The sequence below is a fragment of the Psychroserpens mesophilus genome (assembly GCF_000826645.1).
In the GTDB taxonomy this organism is placed as follows: Bacteria; Bacteroidota; Bacteroidia; order Flavobacteriales; family Flavobacteriaceae; genus Psychroserpens; species Psychroserpens mesophilus.
Genome location: NZ_JXJP01000014.1, coordinates 73,556 through 91,746, shown reverse-complemented (window position 1 = coordinate 91,746; position 18,191 = coordinate 73,556). Strand labels below are relative to the sequence as shown.

General features: G+C 35.2%; 14 protein-coding genes. 5 read left to right on the top strand and 9 right to left on the bottom strand.

The annotated features are described in order from the left end of the window. Window positions 1–60: 60 nt before the first annotated feature. The 7 genes from TD18_RS11565 to TD18_RS11535 all read right to left on the bottom strand — a co-directional run bounded on the left by TD18_RS11565 (window position 61) and on the right by TD18_RS11535 (window position 9,578). Window positions 61–2,499, bottom strand: coding sequence for an FG-GAP-like repeat-containing protein (locus tag TD18_RS11565; protein WP_040252702.1), 2,439 nt, complete (start codon window positions 2,497–2,499; stop codon window positions 61–63). An 80-nt stretch (window positions 2,500–2,579) separates the two neighbouring features. Further along, window positions 2,580–4,598: an FG-GAP-like repeat-containing protein gene (locus TD18_RS11560; RefSeq protein WP_084205909.1), complete on the bottom strand. Its 2,019-nt coding sequence runs from the start codon at window positions 4,596–4,598 to the stop codon at window positions 2,580–2,582. A 27-nt stretch (window positions 4,599–4,625) separates the two neighbouring features. Next, window positions 4,626–6,011: an Ig-like domain-containing protein gene (locus tag TD18_RS11555; protein WP_040252701.1), complete on the bottom strand. Its 1,386-nt coding sequence runs from the start codon at window positions 6,009–6,011 to the stop codon at window positions 4,626–4,628. A 212-nt stretch (window positions 6,012–6,223) separates the two neighbouring features. Further along, window positions 6,224–7,213, bottom strand: a complete 990-nt coding sequence (locus TD18_RS11550; RefSeq protein WP_040252700.1) for an aspartate-semialdehyde dehydrogenase — start codon at window positions 7,211–7,213, stop codon at window positions 6,224–6,226. 128 nt (window positions 7,214–7,341) lie between these two features. Continuing rightward, window positions 7,342–7,743, bottom strand: coding sequence for a large conductance mechanosensitive channel protein MscL (gene mscL / locus TD18_RS11545; protein WP_040252698.1), 402 nt, complete (start codon window positions 7,741–7,743; stop codon window positions 7,342–7,344). Between the two features lie 85 nt (window positions 7,744–7,828). Next, on the bottom strand, window positions 7,829–8,938 hold the full coding sequence (gene alr / locus TD18_RS11540; RefSeq protein ID WP_040253018.1) for an alanine racemase: 1,110 nt from the start codon (window positions 8,936–8,938) through the stop codon (window positions 7,829–7,831). Then, window positions 8,931–9,578: a thymidine kinase gene (locus tag TD18_RS11535; protein ID WP_040252694.1), complete on the bottom strand. Its 648-nt coding sequence runs from the start codon at window positions 9,576–9,578 to the stop codon at window positions 8,931–8,933. The genes alr and TD18_RS11535 overlap by 8 nt, the downstream gene beginning before the upstream one ends. Window positions 9,579–9,681: 103 nt before the next feature. Between TD18_RS11535 and TD18_RS11530 the strand changes: the two genes are divergently transcribed. After that, entirely contained in the window at window positions 9,682–10,410 is a 729-nt protein-coding gene (locus TD18_RS11530) for a hypothetical protein (RefSeq protein ID WP_040252693.1), read from the top strand. Window positions 10,411–10,416: 6 nt separating this feature from the next. Here TD18_RS11530 and TD18_RS16740 read toward each other — a convergent pair whose 3' ends face one another. Further along, a complete protein-coding gene (locus tag TD18_RS16740) occupies window positions 10,417–13,794 on the bottom strand; it encodes a DUF7933 domain-containing protein (RefSeq protein ID WP_052461150.1) in 3,378 nt (1,125 codons plus the stop codon). 89 nt (window positions 13,795–13,883) lie between these two features. On the opposite strand from TD18_RS16740, the gene rsmI reads away from it, so the two are divergent. Both rsmI and TD18_RS11515 read left to right on the top strand, forming a co-directional pair. Beyond that, window positions 13,884–14,555, top strand: coding sequence for a 16S rRNA (cytidine(1402)-2'-O)-methyltransferase (rsmI, locus tag TD18_RS11520; protein WP_040252691.1), 672 nt, complete (start codon window positions 13,884–13,886; stop codon window positions 14,553–14,555). 54 nt (window positions 14,556–14,609) lie between these two features. Further along, window positions 14,610–15,179, top strand: a complete 570-nt coding sequence (locus TD18_RS11515; RefSeq protein WP_040252690.1) for a uracil-DNA glycosylase family protein — start codon at window positions 14,610–14,612, stop codon at window positions 15,177–15,179. Between the two features lie 85 nt (window positions 15,180–15,264). Here TD18_RS11515 and TD18_RS11510 read toward each other — a convergent pair whose 3' ends face one another. Beyond that, window positions 15,265–15,867 carry a carboxymuconolactone decarboxylase family protein gene (locus TD18_RS11510; RefSeq protein WP_040252688.1) on the bottom strand — a complete coding sequence of 201 codons (603 nt, stop codon included), beginning with the start codon at window positions 15,865–15,867 and terminating at the stop codon, window positions 15,265–15,267. Between the two features lie 90 nt (window positions 15,868–15,957). Here TD18_RS11510 and TD18_RS11505 point away from each other — a divergent pair, with 90 nt between their 5' ends. Continuing rightward, on the top strand, window positions 15,958–16,380 hold the full coding sequence (locus TD18_RS11505) for an OsmC family protein (protein ID WP_040252686.1): 423 nt from the start codon (window positions 15,958–15,960) through the stop codon (window positions 16,378–16,380). Window positions 16,381–16,501: 121 nt separating this feature from the next. Continuing rightward, complete coding sequence (gene recJ / locus TD18_RS11500) at window positions 16,502–18,190, top strand: single-stranded-DNA-specific exonuclease RecJ (RefSeq protein ID WP_040252684.1); 1,689 nt, start codon at window positions 16,502–16,504, stop codon at window positions 18,188–18,190. Window position 18,191 lies beyond the last annotated feature (1 nt).

Sequence of the window (18,191 nt, the reverse complement as noted above, 5' to 3'; positions counted from 1 at the left end):
AATAAAAAAAAGCCACTACATTTGATGTAGTGGCTTTTTTATGTAAAATAGTTAAGAAAATTATTGCTTAATAAACTTTTGGTTTCTAATCGTGTTATTTGAAACAATACTAATAATGTAGTTTCCTGCCGTTAATTGAGATACGTCAATTGTTTTAGTGTTGTTTATTGAATTTGTCATCACACGTCTTCCACTGATATCGTAAATATTATAGATTGCATTTTCGAGTTGCAATTCAGTAGTGATATTTAATACATTTTTAGTTGGGTTTGGAGATAAAATGAAATCAGAAGTGATGGATTCATCATCAACCCCAAGTGTGTCACAAGAATCACCAGAGCCTTCAACAGCAGTGAACGCTTGATTAATTGCAGGGTTTAAAAACATTTCACAATCAGAATTTGGCCAATACACAATAATATGAGAGATATTTGTATCAGTTCCAATACCAAAATGTGTGTTTAATGAACTCATATATTCAAAACCTTCGCCACTTCTTACATCTCTAATTTGTACTCCGCTGTCTGTATAGATTTCAACACGCGCTCCGATACCATTGATATTACTAGTCGTACCAACAGTATTAATTTTAATCCAATTATTAGGTGTTGTAAGGTTCCAATATATCTCACCATTATAGTAAGCGTCTATGAATCCGTCGTTATTTAAATCACCTAAAGACCCATTTTTATAGTCAATTTGATTACTGTCGGCATCTTCGAAAGTAAGATCTCCTTTTCCATACATAATCATTCCATTACATAAAATATCTAAATAACCATCATTATCAATATCATAACTCACACTTTCGTGACCGTTAGGAGGACTACTTACACCTGCACCAGAAGTGACATCTGTAAACGAACCATCACCATTATTTCGCATAAGTTTATGTGAGCCAGAGCTTGCTCCTACAAAAACATCCATATCGCCATCGTTATCATAATCTCCCCAAGTAGAAGACCAAGTTTGCATAGGATCATTAAGACCTAAACTTGCCGCATTTTCGGTATATGTACCTGTATTACTATCGTATGTAAGCATTACGTTGGTTCTTCTTGCTACTTCACCACCACATTTGGCAATAAACATATCTAAATCTCGATCATTATCGTAGTCAATCCAAATAGAGCCATAATCACCACCAGAAGGGTAATCTCCTAAATTAAAAGGAGCACCAGGAGTGATACCTGACTGATAAAAAGTGAAATTACCAGATCCATCATTAATGTAGTAAACATTTGGTTCTACGTCATGACATACAAAAGCATCTAAGTGACCATCTTTGTTGATATCTGCGAAATTTGAGCGTTGTGAAAATACATAATCAGAGCCAGAAATTTCCGTAAAACCAGTCCCTGTATTGTTAGCTTTCATAAAAGTTACGCCATTTCCACTTCCGTATAATAGATCAGTATATCCATTTTTATCAAAATCTGCAGCTGCCATACTCCAACTAGGTAAATAATCTGCATTAGATGTAGTAATATTTACTTCATTGAAACCTCCAGAATTCAATTGGTAATGTATGTTAACATTATTAGTTGACACTGAGACAATATCATCAAGATAATCGCCATTCATATCTACAACGGTTAAATCGTAATTGCCAATATTCATTGTTTGGCGAGTAAAATTAACTCTTGCAGGAATTAAGGTTGTAAAGTTTACAGGTCCAACCCAATTACTAAAATCAGTTCCACCACAAAATCCTCTTACATAAATTTCATATGATGTATTTGCATTTAATCCACTCAAAACATGAGGATTGTTTGAGCTTGTCGATGTTCCAGACCCAGAAGGAATTCCAGATCCAGGAGTTTGAACCGCAATTTCCCAAGACGTTTCGACATCGCCAACTTCCCAGAAAACATTGGCGCCATCTAGAGTAACGTATGTCACTGATAAGTCTGTGATGTTTGGACAAGCAGGAGGAATTTCAGAGCTTAGTGTAGGTGAATTAAAACAAAATCCCCAACCATAAGATCCGTTATCATCATAAAAAATACGATACTTAAAATTAGCCAATTGCGACGGTGTAAACGAAGTAATATTTAATGTTTGAATTATTTGTTGAGGAGTACCAGTACAAAAATTTACATTAGGTGCATTGTTTGTTTGTGCTAATACAGGTCCAAAATCTTGCCAGTTTCCAGCATCATTATCCCAATACTGTATTCTCAATTCTTCATCTTGGTAAATGTTTAAAACGTAAGTGCTGGAAACTTTAATTAAAGTTTCTCCAGCTGAATGTGCTGCAGTTAAATTGATTGTATTAGATTCGGCAGCTACGTTGTTTACTGAAGCTGATCCAGCCTCATCATCATCGTACGAAAAATTGGAACTAACGGTAGGATTGTCAGTAAAAATGACCGGATTTGCATCGTAAGTACCAGTGATGGTCCAATTGGCATTTGGCCAGTTAGCAGATTCATTTAATACCTGAGCCATAGAGCTATAAGACATTACAAGAAGTGCTAATAATGTAATTTTTTTCATAATAATTTAAATGTTATAGGTAAAAAGTGTTTAAAAGTAATAAAAAAACCTTCAAATTATATTTGAAGGTTTTTTTATGCTTATTGCTTAATAAACTTTTGAGTTTTAACGTCCTCGCCAGAAATGATTCTAAGGATGTAATGACCTGTGCTTAATGCAGAAACATCTATTGATTGATTTTTCAATTTACTACTTACAATCTGTCTTCCATTTATATCAAAGATGGTGTAAATCGTATCTTTATGTAAAGGAGTAGCTGTAGATATATTCAAAATATCTTTAGTCGGATTAGGTGATAAACTTAAATCTAATCCTGTCGTTTCATCATTAATACCTAAAGTGTCACAAGACGCTCCAGCACCTTCAACAGCGGTGAATGCCTGATTAATAGGTGGGTTTATAAAGGTTTCACAATCTGAATTTGGCCAGTAAATTATTATATGAGATACACTTGTATCAGTACCAATACCAAAATGAACATTTAATGAATTCATATATCTAAAACCATCACCACTCTTTACATCTCTAATTTGGATACCGGAATCAGTATAAATTTCAACACGAGCACCAATTCCGTTGATATTACTTGTAGTTCCCACAGTATGGATTTTAATCCAATTGTTATTTGTTTCTTTATTATTGGTGTAAATACTGCTAGAATTGAAAGCATCAATATAACCATCATTGTTTATGTCACCATATGCTCCTGCTCCAGGAAAAACGCCAGTATGTACTGTGAAATTCATGCTTCCGTCACCAAATAAGATATTACCTCCTGAAACTAAATCAAGGTTACCGTCATTATCAAAATCAAAAGTTACAGTTTCTGTAGAGGTTAATGATAGTAAATCTACACCAGAACCGTTAGATATATCTGTAAATGTACCACCATCATTTCTCATAAGTTTGTGGCTACCAGAACTTGCACCTACAAAAACGTCCATATCGCCATCATTGTCGAAATCTCCCCATGCCGAAGACCATGTTTGCATTGGATCTGCTAAACCTATAGCTAAAGCATTCTCTGTATAGTTTCCAGTACCATCGTTGGTGTGCATTTGATTGACTCTTCTTGCAGTTTCACCTCCACATTTAGCGATGAATAAATCTAAATCTCTATCATTATCGTAATCAATCCAAATAGACCCATAATTACCACCAGAACTATAGTCTCCTAAACCACCTTGATTAAATGTAAGGTTTCCGCTTCCGTCATTTATATAATAAACATTAGGAGCAACATCATGGCAAACAAATGCATCTAAATGTCCATCTTGATTAATATCAACAAAATTAGATCGTTGAGAAAACACATCTTGTGGACCAGAAACTTCGGTAAAGCCATTTCCAGTACCATCACTTTTCATAAAAGTAACACCATTTCCAGCACCATAAAGTAAATCTGTGTAGCCATCTCTATTATAATCAGCAGCTGCTAAACTCCATGTTGGAAGATAATTAGCGTTTGAAGTTGTAATATCTTTTGTGGTAAATCCACCACCTGAATTTTGTTCTCTAATATTTACATTAGTAGCTGAAATTGAAACCAAATCATCTAAGAAGTCGCCGTTCATATCTACACAGGCAATTCTATAAGACCCTGAAGATCCTGATGCACTTGATGTAAATGTTACAGGTGTAGGTATAGGAGTATTATTCGTAGCCTCTAAACAAAAAGCTACATCTGAAAGACCAGTACCTTCAAAATCATAAATTTGAATAACAAGGTCATCACCAATATTCCATCCATCAATAGTTTCTGTTGCAAATGTATCGGTACATGCAATTTCTATAGTGCCTGTAGCGTCAAAAACAACGATACCTGGATTACCTGGGTTTTGAGAAGCGAAATTTAAACCTGTTGTTGTTGCCGTCCATGTAAAAAACTGATCTAAACCAGAAGCTCTACACGAGCCCTGTACGCCACTATCTGTTGTGCCATCAGTTGAAAAGGAAAGGTAAAAAGGAGAATTACAAGCACCATCAGCTGCAGGAGTAATTGGGATTGCACCTGAAAAGACATCGTTTACTGGCTGAGCAAAAGCTTGAAAACTAAATGCCATAAGCGCCATCGATATAAAAAGTAATTTTGTTTTCATAATTATTTATTTCTAATGTTAAGTTTATTATTCACATTCTCCATCTAAGGAGTTAATCCATTCTTCAATAAGTCTGACACCTTCAGCGTGTTGCAGTGTTCGTCCAAGAAGTGGCATTCTGTATTGTTCTTCCACAGAACTAATTCTGAAGTGTAAAACAGATTTATCAATTCGTCCGCTAGCAACAATATGAGTTAACGGAGATATTTGAGTATCTGGTGTTACACAAACACCTTTGTTGACATCATCGTCATTTTCATTAAAGGCTAATCGCATAGGACGATATTCGCAATAACTTTCTTCAGAATGACAATGTGCACAATTGATATCCAAATAAGATCTAACTCTAAGTTCTAGAGATAAAGAATCATTTTCCCAATCTACAGTTGAAACTATTGATGCAGGAATATTATTTTCTAAGTATCCAAATTCAATCCACTTACTTAATTGATTAAAAGCACCATCTGTGTAATTGTAATCTTTATTTAAGTTTTGAGGTTTAGGACCAATAGGTAATGGTGTTCCAAATTTATTATGACACGAGAAGCACTCATTTCTTGAAGGAATTCTGTAATTAACCGATTTTGCAGTTCCATCATCATCAATCCAATCAACATCGATAAAGCTTCCGTTATTTGTGAAAGTCGCTTCGGTTTGCTCGTCATTCCAGACGTATTTAGCAAAATCCCAGCCATCCTCAGTCATAAACATTAAGCGTGTTTCAATGATTTTAGTTGTGTTTTCTGGTTGAACGTTATCATAAAAAAAGTTTTTGATGAGCATGCCTCCAACCGGAAAATCTAAAGGCGTATGATCGCTGTCATAACTCGCAGTAGTTCCATCAGGCATCCAAACAAAACGTTTTTTATGCGCGTAGTCACTAAACAGAGGAGAATTTAAATCATAAGGTAAAACACTTGGTATAGGATCTAAATTTTTTAAGTCACCTTCGAAAAAATTATATTCAGAAAGTGTCTGATAGGGCATTTCATCAGGATTATATACAACTTGAGCTTCTGGAGTTACGGTAACACTCACATCTTCTGTTGAACAACTAACAGGCTGTAGGTTGTTGCATATGGTGTACGTAAAAATATCGGTTCCAATAAAATCAGCATTTGGTGTGTATAAGATAACATCATCTGATGGATTGCCTGGTGTGTCATTTAAATCTAGCACCTCAATACTTCCATTAGCAGAATTGCTCGTTACTAAGCTTCCGGCAGCTGGTACATTCATATCATTTGCAAGAACGTCTATTTGAACAGAATTATTCTGAATAACCTCTACAAAATCGGAAGAGGTTTCTATAACAACGGGAATGTAAGCGTCACTTTTGTCATCCTCAGCGCAGGATTGTATTGAGACCACCAACACAAATAAGAAGACCGTTTTAAAGTAATTTTTAAACATTTATAGTAAAATTTGGACAGTAAATATAATTACATAATAATTATTCAAACAATTAATTAGATGTAATACCCTTTTTATCAGACAACAAGAGCGTCTAATTACAGGGTTTACGGTAATTTACAAAAGAAATCTAAGAGCATAACTAAGAAATGACTTTCCTTTATATAACAACTTAAACCCTAAAAACCCTAAGACTCTAAAAAAGAACTTAACTAAATCAGATTATTTTTTAGTAAGTATTCAGCAATTTGAATGGTATTTGTGGCAGCTCCTTTACGTAGATTATCACTAACAATCCACATGTTTAGTGTGTTTGGTTGAGATCCATCTCTACGGATTCTTCCAACAAAAACATCATCTTTCCCATTGGCATAAATTGGCATTGGGTATGTATTTACATCAATATTATCTTGAACAACAACGCCTTCAGATTCATTGAGTATTTTTCTTACGTCTGAAATATCAAAGTCACTTTCAAATTCTACATTTACAGCTTCACTATGTCCACCAGCCGTTGGTATTCTTACAGCTGTAGCTGTAATAGCAATGGTGCGATCATCTAATATTTTTTGAGTTTCACGAACTAGCTTCATCTCCTCTTTGGTGTAGCCATTTTCTTCAAAGACATCGCAATGCGGAATAGCATTTTGATAAATAGGATAATGATAGGCCATTTCTCCTTTTATTCCTGCAACTTCATTTTCTAATTGTCTAACAGCTTTCACACCTGTTCCTGTGATAGATTGATAGGTGGAGACGACAATACGTTTGATTTTATATTTTTTATGAAGAGGTGCTAAAGCCACTACCATTTGTATGGTTGAACAGTTAGGATTGGCAATTATTTTATCGTTAGCGGTTAGTTTGTCAGCATTAATTTCAGGAACTACCAATTGTTTTGAATGGTCCATTCGCCATGCGGAAGAGTTATCAATTACGGTAATTCCTGCCTCAGCAAATTTTGGAGCCCATTTTAACGATGTGTCTCCTCCAGCTGAGAATAAGGCTATGTTTGGTTTCATCTTAATGGCATCTTGTAGACCAACAACTTTGTAATCCTTACTTTTATAAGAAATTAATTTACCAACAGATCGCTCTGATGCTACAGGTATTAATTCCGAAACGGGAAAACTACGTTCTTCAAGAACTTTAAGCATGACTTCGCCAACTAAACCAGTGGCTCCAACTACAGCTACTTTCATTTTAAATAAATTTGATAAACAAAAGTAGCGATTAATTCATTTTTCTATTTAAAAAAAGTCATAAAAAAACCACCTCTTTTTGGAGGTGGTTAAGATTAAAAAAATAGGTAATGTAGCGGTTAGCTATTTTATTTTTTCAGTAAATCTCTAATTTCTTGGAGTAAATCATTGTCAGATGGACCTGCAGGTGCCGCTGGTGCTGGAGGAGTTTTAGTTTTGTTATATGCTTTAACAATCATAAACAATACAAATCCAACAATAATCAAATTGATAATTGAATTCACCCATTTACCGTACATGACAGCATTTTCTGGTTTAGTGATTTCACCGTCAGCTCCAACAGTAGCAGGAGAAAGTACATACTTTAAATCGGCAAAATCAACGCCACCTGCAAAATTACCAACAATTGGCATCATAATGTCTGAAACAAAACCATTTACAACCATTCCTACAGCTCCTGCAAGAATAACAGCAACTGCTAAATCAATGACATTACCTGTCATTATAAAATTCTTAAATTCTTTAAACATAATTTTAATGTGTTATTAGTTAGTTAATACGTTAATATGACACTAATTTAGTTAAAAAGTCACAAATGATTGTTAGAATAATCAACTATGTTAAAAAGACACGCTTAACTCTCGTTGAAATAGCAGTTATAATCTCGTAAGAAATGGTTTGAGCAGTTTTAGAAAATTCGGATGCTGAATGAGGATGAGGACCAAAAATAATGATTTCATCACCTTCTTTACAATCCATATCTGAAACATCTACCATTATCATATCCATACACACATTACCAATAATATAAGCAGGTTTGCCATTAATCATGACATACCCCTTGCCATTACCATATTGTCTATTAATGCCATCAGCATGACCAATAGGAATTGTTGCTGATTTAACCATAGTTTGACTCTTAAAGGCTCTGTTGTAGCCAACAGTTTCTCCTTTTTTAATATGGTGAATTTGAGATATCACAGATTTTAATGTCGCAATAGGTTTGAAATGTTTGTTTTCTTCTTCAGAATTACCAAAGCCATATAAACCAATACCAGTTCTTACCATATCTAAATGAGCTTCAGGATAATTTAAAATTCCCGAGGTGTTGCAAATATGAAACATAGGTTGGTAGCCTATCTTTTCTGAAAAATTTTCTGCAATGGATTTAAATTTCTGAATTTGTTGGATTGTGAATTCCTTTTCAGATAAATCCTCACTTGCTGCCAAATGTGAAAATATAGACTTGGCCTTAACCGCCTTAGAAGATTTTAATGTCGAAATGATATGATCTACGTCATTATCAGAAAACCCCAAACGATTTAATCCTGTATTAAATTTAATGTGAATAGGATAATCGTTCTGCTGTTCTTCTGAAGCTACAGCAATAAATTCATGTAATACCTTTGAGCTGTAGAGGCTAGGTTCAAGGCACCTTTCAATAAGAGTTTTAAAATTTACAGCTTGAGGATGTAACACTAAAATAGGCTTAATAATTCCGGCATTCCTTAGGGCAACACCTTCAGAAACATAAGCTACAGCAAAGTAATCAACGTCTAAATTTTGAAGGTAATCAGCAATAATCTCTGCATGACTTCCGTAGGCAAACGCTTTTACGACAGCTAATATTTTAGTATCTTTTTGGAGTTTAGATTTAATATACTCGAAGTTGTGTTTGAGTGCATTTAAATCGATTTCAAGTACAGTTTCTTGCGCTTTAGGCATTAGAGTCATTTTTTTTAGTCGTCACCTCTTCTGCATCATTAACTTTCATATGTCGAACCTTGTCACGAAGCATTGCCTTGTAATATGCTGCTCGACTTAAAGGTTCGTATTCATCAACTTCACCAAGTAGGACAAGGCTATCACTTGAAGATTTACGATAACTGTATTGTGCTAAATTTCCCGTTCGTGTACAAATAGCATGAACTTTAGTCACATATTCTGCAGTTGCCATTAAATTAGGCATTGGTCCGAATGGGTTTCCTTTAAAATCCATATCAAGACCAGCAACTATGACACGAACGCCCTTATTAGCCAAATCATTACAGACACGAACAATTTCATCATCAAAGAACTGCGCTTCGTCAATACCAACTACATCACAACCATCAGCCAAAATAGGAATGTTAGCTGCCGCAGGAACTGGTGTAGAACGAATTTCATTAGAATCGTGAGACACAACCATCTCTTCATCATAGCGCACATCAATTGCAGGCTTGAAGATTTCAACCTTCTGCCTTGCAAACTTGGCACGTTTAAGTCTTCGAATCAGTTCTTCGGTTTTACCAGAAAACATTGATCCGCAAATAACTTCAATCCATCCAAATTGTTCTTTATGATTTACTGTATTTTCGAGAAACATTTTGTAATTTTAACACTAAACAAACCGTATAGCCGTTTTGAATAAAGGTGGCGTAAATTTATTAAAAATCGACCGCATAAATTCGTTTTAAATTTAAAAAGTTATGAAGAAGAAGTTAGAATCTGAATTAGTAAGCATTGCACACAGAATTTTAAAACTAAAAGGGAAGGAAGATGTTTTAAAAATGCATACCGAAGTTTCTGCTCTTTATGAAAAGTTGAGCGTACTTAAATTTGCTCATGAAAATTTTGATGGAGATCTACCAACCATAGGAAGCGACTCATCTTTCTTTGAAATGTTGGACACGGCATTTAATAACAAAGTAAGTGATAATATCGAAATTGAAGACAGAATTTATATCAATCTTGACGAGAAAGAAGACGATCATATTTATGAGCCAGTCATGGAAAAAATAAAAGATATGGTTGCTCAGATGCCACAAGAATCTCAGCGAGTAGATGAGATGTTTGAGACTTCGATTTCTAAAAAGGAAAATCCAGTAACTCATTTAGAAGATATCACGGCAGGATTTGAGCACATACCAGAATTTGAGCCTGTTACAGAAGCCAATGCCAAAAAATCTTTAAACGATAAACTAAAAAAAGGAGCTCTAAATATCGGACTCAATGATAAACTTGCCTTTATAAAACAATTGTTTGGAGGTAAAACAGAAGATTATGATCGAGTTATTTCTCAGTTAAATACCACTCAGTCTTTTGAGGATGCTAACCGATTTATTAACGATATCGTTAAACCAGATTATAACAACTGGTCTGGAAAAGAGGAGGTAGAACATCGTTTTATGGAAATTATTGAAAGCAAATTTTCATAACGCAGTTTAGTAGTTTAAGTACACCCAACCTAAAATAGGCTCTGTTGCTTCAGAAATTTCTAAGATGTAGAAATAAGTGCCTACAGGTAGTAAGCTTGAACTTTCTGGAAACCCTCTATTTGCTCTGCCATCCCAATTATTTTTATACGCTTTCATTTGAAAAATAAGTGTTCCGTAGCGATTATAAATTTTAATAGAATTTTCAGGATAAAGTTCTAAACAAGGAATTTCAAAAACATCATTCAAACCATCATTATTTGGTGAAATTCCCTGAGGAATATTTAAACAATTGTCTACGGAGGTTTCAGCTGAAGCATCATTATTAGTGTCATCTCTATCCACTTCATTTACCTGATGTAAAGAAGCTGTATTCAATAAGTTTTCCGGAGAAATTACACGAACAGTTATCGTCAGGCTTTCAGATTGATTTGGATTTAAGAAGCTTAAAGTCCATAGAGATGATGTGGTATCATAAGTGCCTTGAGTTGTAGTATGAGAAATGTACTGATACCCAATAGGCAAACTTTCATAAATTTCAATTTGTGTTGCTGTTGTTGTTCCAATATTAGAGGTAGTAATCGTAAAATCTATTTCATCATTTAAAAACACTGAGGTTTCAGATACAGTTTTTAGTACTTCAATATCTACATTAGAGGTGTCTTCAATAACAGTAAGTGTCGCTTCAGTTTGTGTAGTATCTATATTACTCTGGTTGCTAAAATTTAAGTCATCATTCAAGTATACTCCAATATTATCAGAAGTTACCTCAACCGAAAAGGTACAACTGCTTACACCTTGAGGAAACGTTAAGTCAGTGACACCAACGAAATCATCACCCGGATTTCCAATAAAATTAGCCGTACATCCATTAGCATCTACCCAAGTGGGAGTACTAACTAAATTGAGTTCTGGCGCTAAATTATCAGTAAAGCTAATCCCATTTTGAGTAGGATTTGTAGCCACATTATTAATGGTGAATGTTAATGTACTTACATCTCCAGCGATAATAATTTCAGGATTATAACTTTTGATTAAGGTTGGCGATACGACTTGAGCACTACTGATCGAAATATTAGTTTCAGGTGTTAATTCTTCATTATTAATTTCACTAGGAAATACGCTTGCAATATTATTAAAAACACCACCATAATTAGGTGCCAGAACTGGAATCACAACCCGTATAGTTGCGCCTGCTTCCAATAAGGGAATCGTTCCTGTGATGTTAGAACCACTAACATTAAAATTGGTAATACAACTAGCAGTACCATTTTGTATTTGACATGTTGGTGATCCAACAATTGTAAAAGCGGGATTTAAAGTGTTTGAAAACGCAGCATCAATAGCTGTTGAGCTGGTATTGCTATTCGTGACGTCAACAATCCAGTTAAATGTAGAATTTACAGGAACCGTTGATATTGATGGGAATGTTTGAATAATTAAATCTACACAAGGTGTGAAATACGTGGTTGCAGAAAAGCCATTATTTGTATTAACGCCATCAGGTGTTCCTCCATAAGCGAATACATTTACATTATTAATGACTGGAATGGGTTCATCACTACAATCTGGAAGCCAGGTATGAACGGTTCTGAAGGTCACTGAAGATCCAGCTGGCATAAACCAATTTTCATTTTGGGTGATTTCCCAAAAAACCGGATCAGTAGAGTTTTGATCTATTTCTACATCAATATTTTGAATTTCTATAGAACCACAAGAAGCACCTCCTGTTGACGAAATACATTCTACACTCCTTAAAATTCCTGTGGCACCAAAGCCAGAACTAGCATACAAATCAATTAAGGTCATAAACGTATCTTCATCACCAATGTTACTGGCTGTGATTTCATAAGTGACATTTCCCCATGGCATCGGATTTTGGTCTGAGCCACCTAGTGGTAATTGTGGATCAATCTGAGTTTTGGTGACAGTTAAATCTGAAAACGGACATTCTTCCGCAGGGAAAAGCACAACAAAATCATCATCAAAATTATTACTGTAATCAATATCAATGACATCTTGTGGAATGATATTGATAGCACTCCTAATTTGAGACGTATATAATGAAGGGTTAGAACTACATTGAGGTTCCTCATAATTTAAAACTGTTTCAACTGTAATTGTTGCTCCAGCAGGAATATCAAAATTGAACGTGTTCCATGATTCACCATTTAAATTAAACATCACATCATTACAATCTAATGTGCCAGTAGTTCCTGTACAGGTCACACTTATTAAATTCCATGTACCTGCAGCAGAAGTCAGGTTTTGAAGAAAGAAGCGAATAGGGACATCAAAAGAGCCTAAATTACTCACTACGGTTTCTAATATAACAAGGTCACTCCAGTCACTTATGCCTCCACTTGTGGGCTGAATCACTTCGGTTTCAATCGCTAAATCGGTCAACAGGCAGGCTTCAGGAGTTAATAAAAGTGTATTAACAGTATTGGATTCATTAGATGATACATTATCGTGACTTAGTACAATACCAACAATACTTTCAATATTAATAACATCTGGTGTTTCAGCACAAGGACCTTCAAGAAATTTGACTACAATTTCAAACGTAATCGTTCCATTTACTGGAAATACGATGCCATCATTAAATGAAAAAATCTCTACTCCAGCATCTACATTTTGAATGCCAGTTGAAAACGGAAGATCTTCTGGGCATTCAACTCCGTTTGTTGTTGCAATACATTCTAAAGATTGAATTTGAGCATCTGCCTCTCCGTTTACTATTGGATTACTACTCATATTAAACGCAAAAGCATCTATGGGAAATGCAATACTACTGTGATTTTGAATGGTAAATTGATACGTCACATTATCTCCCCAAGCACTTATTGGTGTGCCTTCATTTGGTGTTATCTGGTTGAGGACTACTGTGAAGTCAATGTCAAGGTCCGTGACATCTAATGAGATAATAGATTGGTTGTTCGAACTATCAATATCTGTTGTGTTTTCTGGTGGAAACACAGTAACATTAGTAGCAACTCCACCAACGAACGTTGGAGCAATGACTGTAACCTTTACTTCAATGCTGGAATTTGTAGGTAGCGATGTGATCGTTCCAGATAGGTTATTTGTTGTTGGGTCTAAAACGAAATCTGTTACAATTCCTGCACCTCCTGAAGCATTTTGATATGCAAATGAAACAACAGATATATTCGAATTAATCTCTTGAGTAAACGTAGCATTGTTTACTAAATTACCCGAATTGAGAATCTTGATAATGTATTGAAATTCTTGATAAATATGAACCTGAGACACATCTACATTACTACTGTTTTGAGCTTCAACCAATACTGCTAAATCTGTAGTTTGAGCTTCAGTTTGAATATAGGAAGCACATAAAAAAAGAATGATAAGACATTTTTTTAACATAAACGGGTTTACAACTAGATGTCAAATACTACTATTGGTTGCGTGAATATAGACTAAAGATTGTAAATTTGAAAACAATCAAAATGATAATGTCTAAACTCTATATTGTTCCGACTCCTATAGGAAATTTAAAAGATATGACTTTTAGAGCTGTTGAGGTTCTTAAAAACGTCGATTTAATTCTTGCTGAAGACACACGTACTTCAGGAAAACTTCTTAAGTATTTTGAAATTGGTACACACATGCAAAGTCATCACATGCATAATGAACACAAAATGGTTGAAGGGTTAATTCAGAAACTTAAAAGCGGATTGTCAATTGCACTCATTAGTGATGCTGGGACACCTGCTATTTCAGATCCTGGTTTTTTATTAACCAGAGCTTGCGTTGAAAATGATATTGAGGTTGAATGTTTGCCAGGAGCAACTGCTTTTGTACCAGCATTGGTGAATTCCGGATTGCCTAATGACAAGTTTGTGTTTGAAGGCTTTCTTCCAGTTAAGAAAGGACGTCAAACGCGATTACTGCTATTAGCTGAAGAACCTCGAACCATCATTTTTTATGAAAGTCCGCACAAGCTGTTAAAAACCTTAGCTAACTTTTGTGAATATTTTGGTGAAGACAGGCCAGTCTCTGTATCGCGAGAATTAACCAAACTCTATGAGGAAACCATAAGAGGCACAGCGAAAGAAGTCCTAGATTATTATACCAATAAACCTCCAAAAGGTGAAATTGTGATTGTGGTTGGTGGTAAAAAATAGTTATGCAACTGTCACACTGAGCGCAGTTGAAGTGTCTTAATTTACTAAAGTTAAATGGAAGCATTACTACACAACATACGACAATGTCAAATCTGCAAACAATATCTTCCTTTAGGTCCACGACCAGTGGCAACAGCACATCCAGAATCTAAAATTGTGATTATTGGTCAGGCGCCTGGAACCAAAGTCCATGCATCAGGAATTCCATGGGATGACGCTTCTGGAAAGCAATTGCGAAAATGGTTAAATGTATCTGAAGAGGAGTTTTATGACGAGACGAAGTTTGCGATTGTTCCCATGGGATTTTGTTATCCAGGAAAAGGAAAGAGTGGTGATTTGCCACCAAGACCAGAATGTGCACCACAATGGCATCAGCCTTTATTTAATGAAATGAATCATGTAGAATTGGTAATATTAATTGGGATGTATGCTCAAAAATATTATTTAAAAGAGAGAGCCAAACGAACATTAACCGAAACGGTTGCCAATTATAAAACCTATTTACCTGACCATTTCGTGTTACCACATCCTAGTCCGAGAAACCGTTTTTGGCTCACAAAGAATCCTTGGTTTGATAAGGAGGTTTTGCCTGAGTTGAAGAAAATGGTTCAAAATGTAATTTAAGTTTTGTATTAATGCTAGTCATTCAGAGCGTAGCGAAGCATCTATATTTTCATAATCAGCTATAGCTTTAAAATATATAAGCAATCTAATAAAGCGATCCATCATGTTTCCCAACTTCAAAACCATGTTTCCCAAGAAACTGATTACCGCTTTCAATGGCGCCTTCTTCCATAGTTGTTCCCATAGAATCATTCCAGCGATTGAGGTAACCAAATAATGAAATCACACCAAGCATTTCTACAATTTCACCTTCATCCCAATGCTCGTATAAACGTTTTTTAATGTCTGCATTCACCGCATTAGGAACTTGTGAAGCTGCTAAACTGAAATCTAGAGCTGCACGTTCGGCTTCAGAAAATGCCGAGTGTGTTCTATAGTCCCAGATATTATCCAGTTGTACTTGTTCTGCGCCATAACGTTCTGCAGCTCTAATAGCGTGTGCCTGACAATAACGACAACCAGTCGCATTACTACTTACCCAGGCAATCATTCGTTTTAAAGCTGAAGTCACACGACCTTCATTAGCCATTACCGCTTTGTTTAAGTTAATAAAGGCTTTACTAATAGCAGGACGTCTTTGCATGGTTAGTACAGAATTCGGACAAAAGCCAAGGGTTTCATTAAAGAATTCTGCGAGTTGTTTTGTTTCCGGATCGTGCTCTGCTGATAATGGTGTAACTAATGCCATATGGAATAGAAATTTGAGTTTTTTAGTAGTATTTTTGACTAAGATAATATATAATTACTTAAGCGACTTCTAACTTAATTTTTTAAAACTATGTCTCATAAAGTAGTCACACACTGGAAAGGAAATTTACAGTTTGATTCTGATAATCCAAGTGGAAAAACATTACTCATGGATACTTCACCTGAAAATGGTGGTTACAATTCCGGATTAGCTCCTAAAGCAATGATGTTATCGTCGTTGGCTGGTTGTTCAGGATTAGATGTGGTGTCTATTTTAAAGAAAATGAAAGTGTCCTTTTCAGATTTTAGAATTGATACCTATGGTGAGTTAACAGAGGAACATCCCAAATATTACCATACAGTTTCTGTTGAATACCATTTTTATGGTGACCAGTTAGATGAGGATAAGATTAAAAAAGCCGTAGATCTTTCTATTGAAAAATATTGTGGTGTGATGGAAATGTTTAGGAGATTTGCAGAAGTAAAAACATCTATTCATTATCATAATATTTAGCGAAAATTTTCTATATTAGTAAACTGTTGATAGCGTTGTTGTCAGTTTGATCGCAGTCGAAACCAATTATAGGTTCTCTACTACATTCTGAATAATAGTATAATTTCATTTTTACCAATTTATGCGTTGGACTCTAAAACCAAAACCAGATACAAAAACTGTTGAAGACTTACAAAAAGCGCTTCAGGTAGATCCTGCAGTTGCAACGCTGTTAATTCAACGTGGTATCGAAACGTATGAAGCTGCTAAAACATTTTTCAGACCGAGTTTAAATGATTTACATGATCCGTTTCTAATGAAAGATATGGATTTGGCTGTATCTCGAATAGAAAAAGCTTTAGCAAACCAAGAGAATATTTTAGTGTATGGTGATTATGATGTTGATGGAACCACTTCTGTAGCATTACTTTCATCCTATTTGAAAACTAAATCTGAACGTATCGCAACTTATATTCCAGATCGCTACGATGAAGGTTATGGCGTGTCTTTTAAAGGCATTGATTTTGCGCATGACAACGAGTTTACACTAATTATAGCTTTAGATTGTGGCGTAAAAGCTATTGACAAAGTTGCTTATGCTACTAAAAAAGGTATCGATTTTATCATCTGTGATCATCATCGACCAGGAACCGAATTACCAAAAGCCATAGCTGTTTTAGATCCGAAACGAGAGGATTGTGAGTATCCTTATAAAGAATTATGTGGTTGTGGCGTTGGATTTAAATTAATTCAGGCTTTGGCTTCAAAAGAAGGTCTCACGGCTGAAGATTTAGCAGATTATTTAGATTTAGTCGCGACTGCTATTGGAGCAGATATCGTTCCCATTACTGGAGAAAATCGAGCTTTAGCATATTTCGGATTGCAAGTCATCAATACTCATCCTAGACCTGGTATTAAAGCGCTTATTTCTGAAGTAAAAAAAGACGAACTGACTATTACAGATGTTGTGTTTATTGTGGCTCCTAGAATTAATGCTGCTGGTCGAATGAAACATGGTAATTACGCTGTAACTTTATTAACTGAAACCGACGAGTTTTTAGCGGAAGCTTACGCTAAAGAAATTAACATATTCAATCTTGACAGGCGAGAAGCTGATCAACGTATTACTGAAGAAGCTTTAGAGCAAATTCTGGAAAATAAAGAAGAAGATAGATTAACCTCTGTGGTATACCACGAATCCTGGCATAAAGGTGTTATTGGTATTGTAGCTTCACGATTGACTGAAACGTATTACAGACCCACATTGGTGTTTACTAAAAGTGGCGATAAGCTAGCAGCTTCAGCACGTTCGGTAAAAGGTTTTGATGTGTATAATGCTTTGGAAGCCTGTAGTGAACACATAGAGCAGTTTGGAGGCCATAAATATGCGGCTGGTTTAACGCTGAAAGAAGAAAATTACGAAGCTTTCAAACAGGCTTTTGAAGATGAGGTTTCTAAAACCATAGACCGAAGTTTACTCACGCCAGAAATTAAAATTGATGAACAAATTGAACTCAGCGATATTACACCTAAATTTTACCGAATCATTCGTCAGTTTGCACCTTTCGGACCAGGAAATATGACGCCAATTTTTATGACTGAAAATTTAAAGGATACAGGTTACGGAAAATGTGTTGGAGAGGATGATAAACACCTAAGATTAACGGTTCGTCAAGGGCAGCAACATATAGTTGGAATTGCTTTCAATTTAGGAGATAAACTAAGCTTAATTAAAGATAAAAAACCGTTTAAGGCTGTGTACTCCATAGATGAAAATCATTGGCAAGGCAATGTTAGTCTGCAATTAAAAATCAGAGATATTAAAGCTTAAC

What these genes read in the sequence shown, in the direction of transcription:
- TD18_RS11530 (WP_040252693.1), top strand. Translation starts at nt 9,682, where the DNA reads ATGAAGAAGAAGTTAGAATCTGAATTAGTAAGCATTGCACACAGAATT.
- TD18_RS16740 (WP_052461150.1), bottom strand. Translation starts at nt 13,794, where the DNA reads ATGTTAAAAAAATGTCTTATCATTCTTTTTTTATGTGCTTCCTATATT.
- TD18_RS11510 (WP_040252688.1), bottom strand. Translation starts at nt 15,867, where the DNA reads ATGGCATTAGTTACACCATTATCAGCAGAGCACGATCCGGAAACAAAA.
- TD18_RS11515 (WP_040252690.1), top strand. Translation starts at nt 14,610, where the DNA reads ATGGAAGCATTACTACACAACATACGACAATGTCAAATCTGCAAACAA.
- TD18_RS11550 (WP_040252700.1), bottom strand. Translation starts at nt 7,213, where the DNA reads ATGAAAGTAGCTGTAGTTGGAGCCACTGGTTTAGTTGGCGAAGTCATG.
- recJ (WP_040252684.1), top strand. Translation starts at nt 16,502, where the DNA reads ATGCGTTGGACTCTAAAACCAAAACCAGATACAAAAACTGTTGAAGAC.
- alr (WP_040253018.1), bottom strand. Translation starts at nt 8,938, where the DNA reads ATGCCTAAAGCGCAAGAAACTGTACTTGAAATCGATTTAAATGCACTC.
- TD18_RS11565 (WP_040252702.1), bottom strand. Translation starts at nt 2,499, where the DNA reads ATGAAAAAAATTACATTATTAGCACTTCTTGTAATGTCTTATAGCTCT.
- mscL (WP_040252698.1), bottom strand. Translation starts at nt 7,743, where the DNA reads ATGTTTAAAGAATTTAAGAATTTTATAATGACAGGTAATGTCATTGAT.
- rsmI (WP_040252691.1), top strand. Translation starts at nt 13,884, where the DNA reads ATGTCTAAACTCTATATTGTTCCGACTCCTATAGGAAATTTAAAAGAT.
- TD18_RS11560 (WP_084205909.1), bottom strand. Translation starts at nt 4,598, where the DNA reads ATGAAAACAAAATTACTTTTTATATCGATGGCGCTTATGGCATTTAGT.
- TD18_RS11535 (WP_040252694.1), bottom strand. Translation starts at nt 9,578, where the DNA reads ATGTTTCTCGAAAATACAGTAAATCATAAAGAACAATTTGGATGGATT.
- TD18_RS11505 (WP_040252686.1), top strand. Translation starts at nt 15,958, where the DNA reads ATGTCTCATAAAGTAGTCACACACTGGAAAGGAAATTTACAGTTTGAT.
- TD18_RS11555 (WP_040252701.1), bottom strand. Translation starts at nt 6,011, where the DNA reads ATGTTTAAAAATTACTTTAAAACGGTCTTCTTATTTGTGTTGGTGGTC.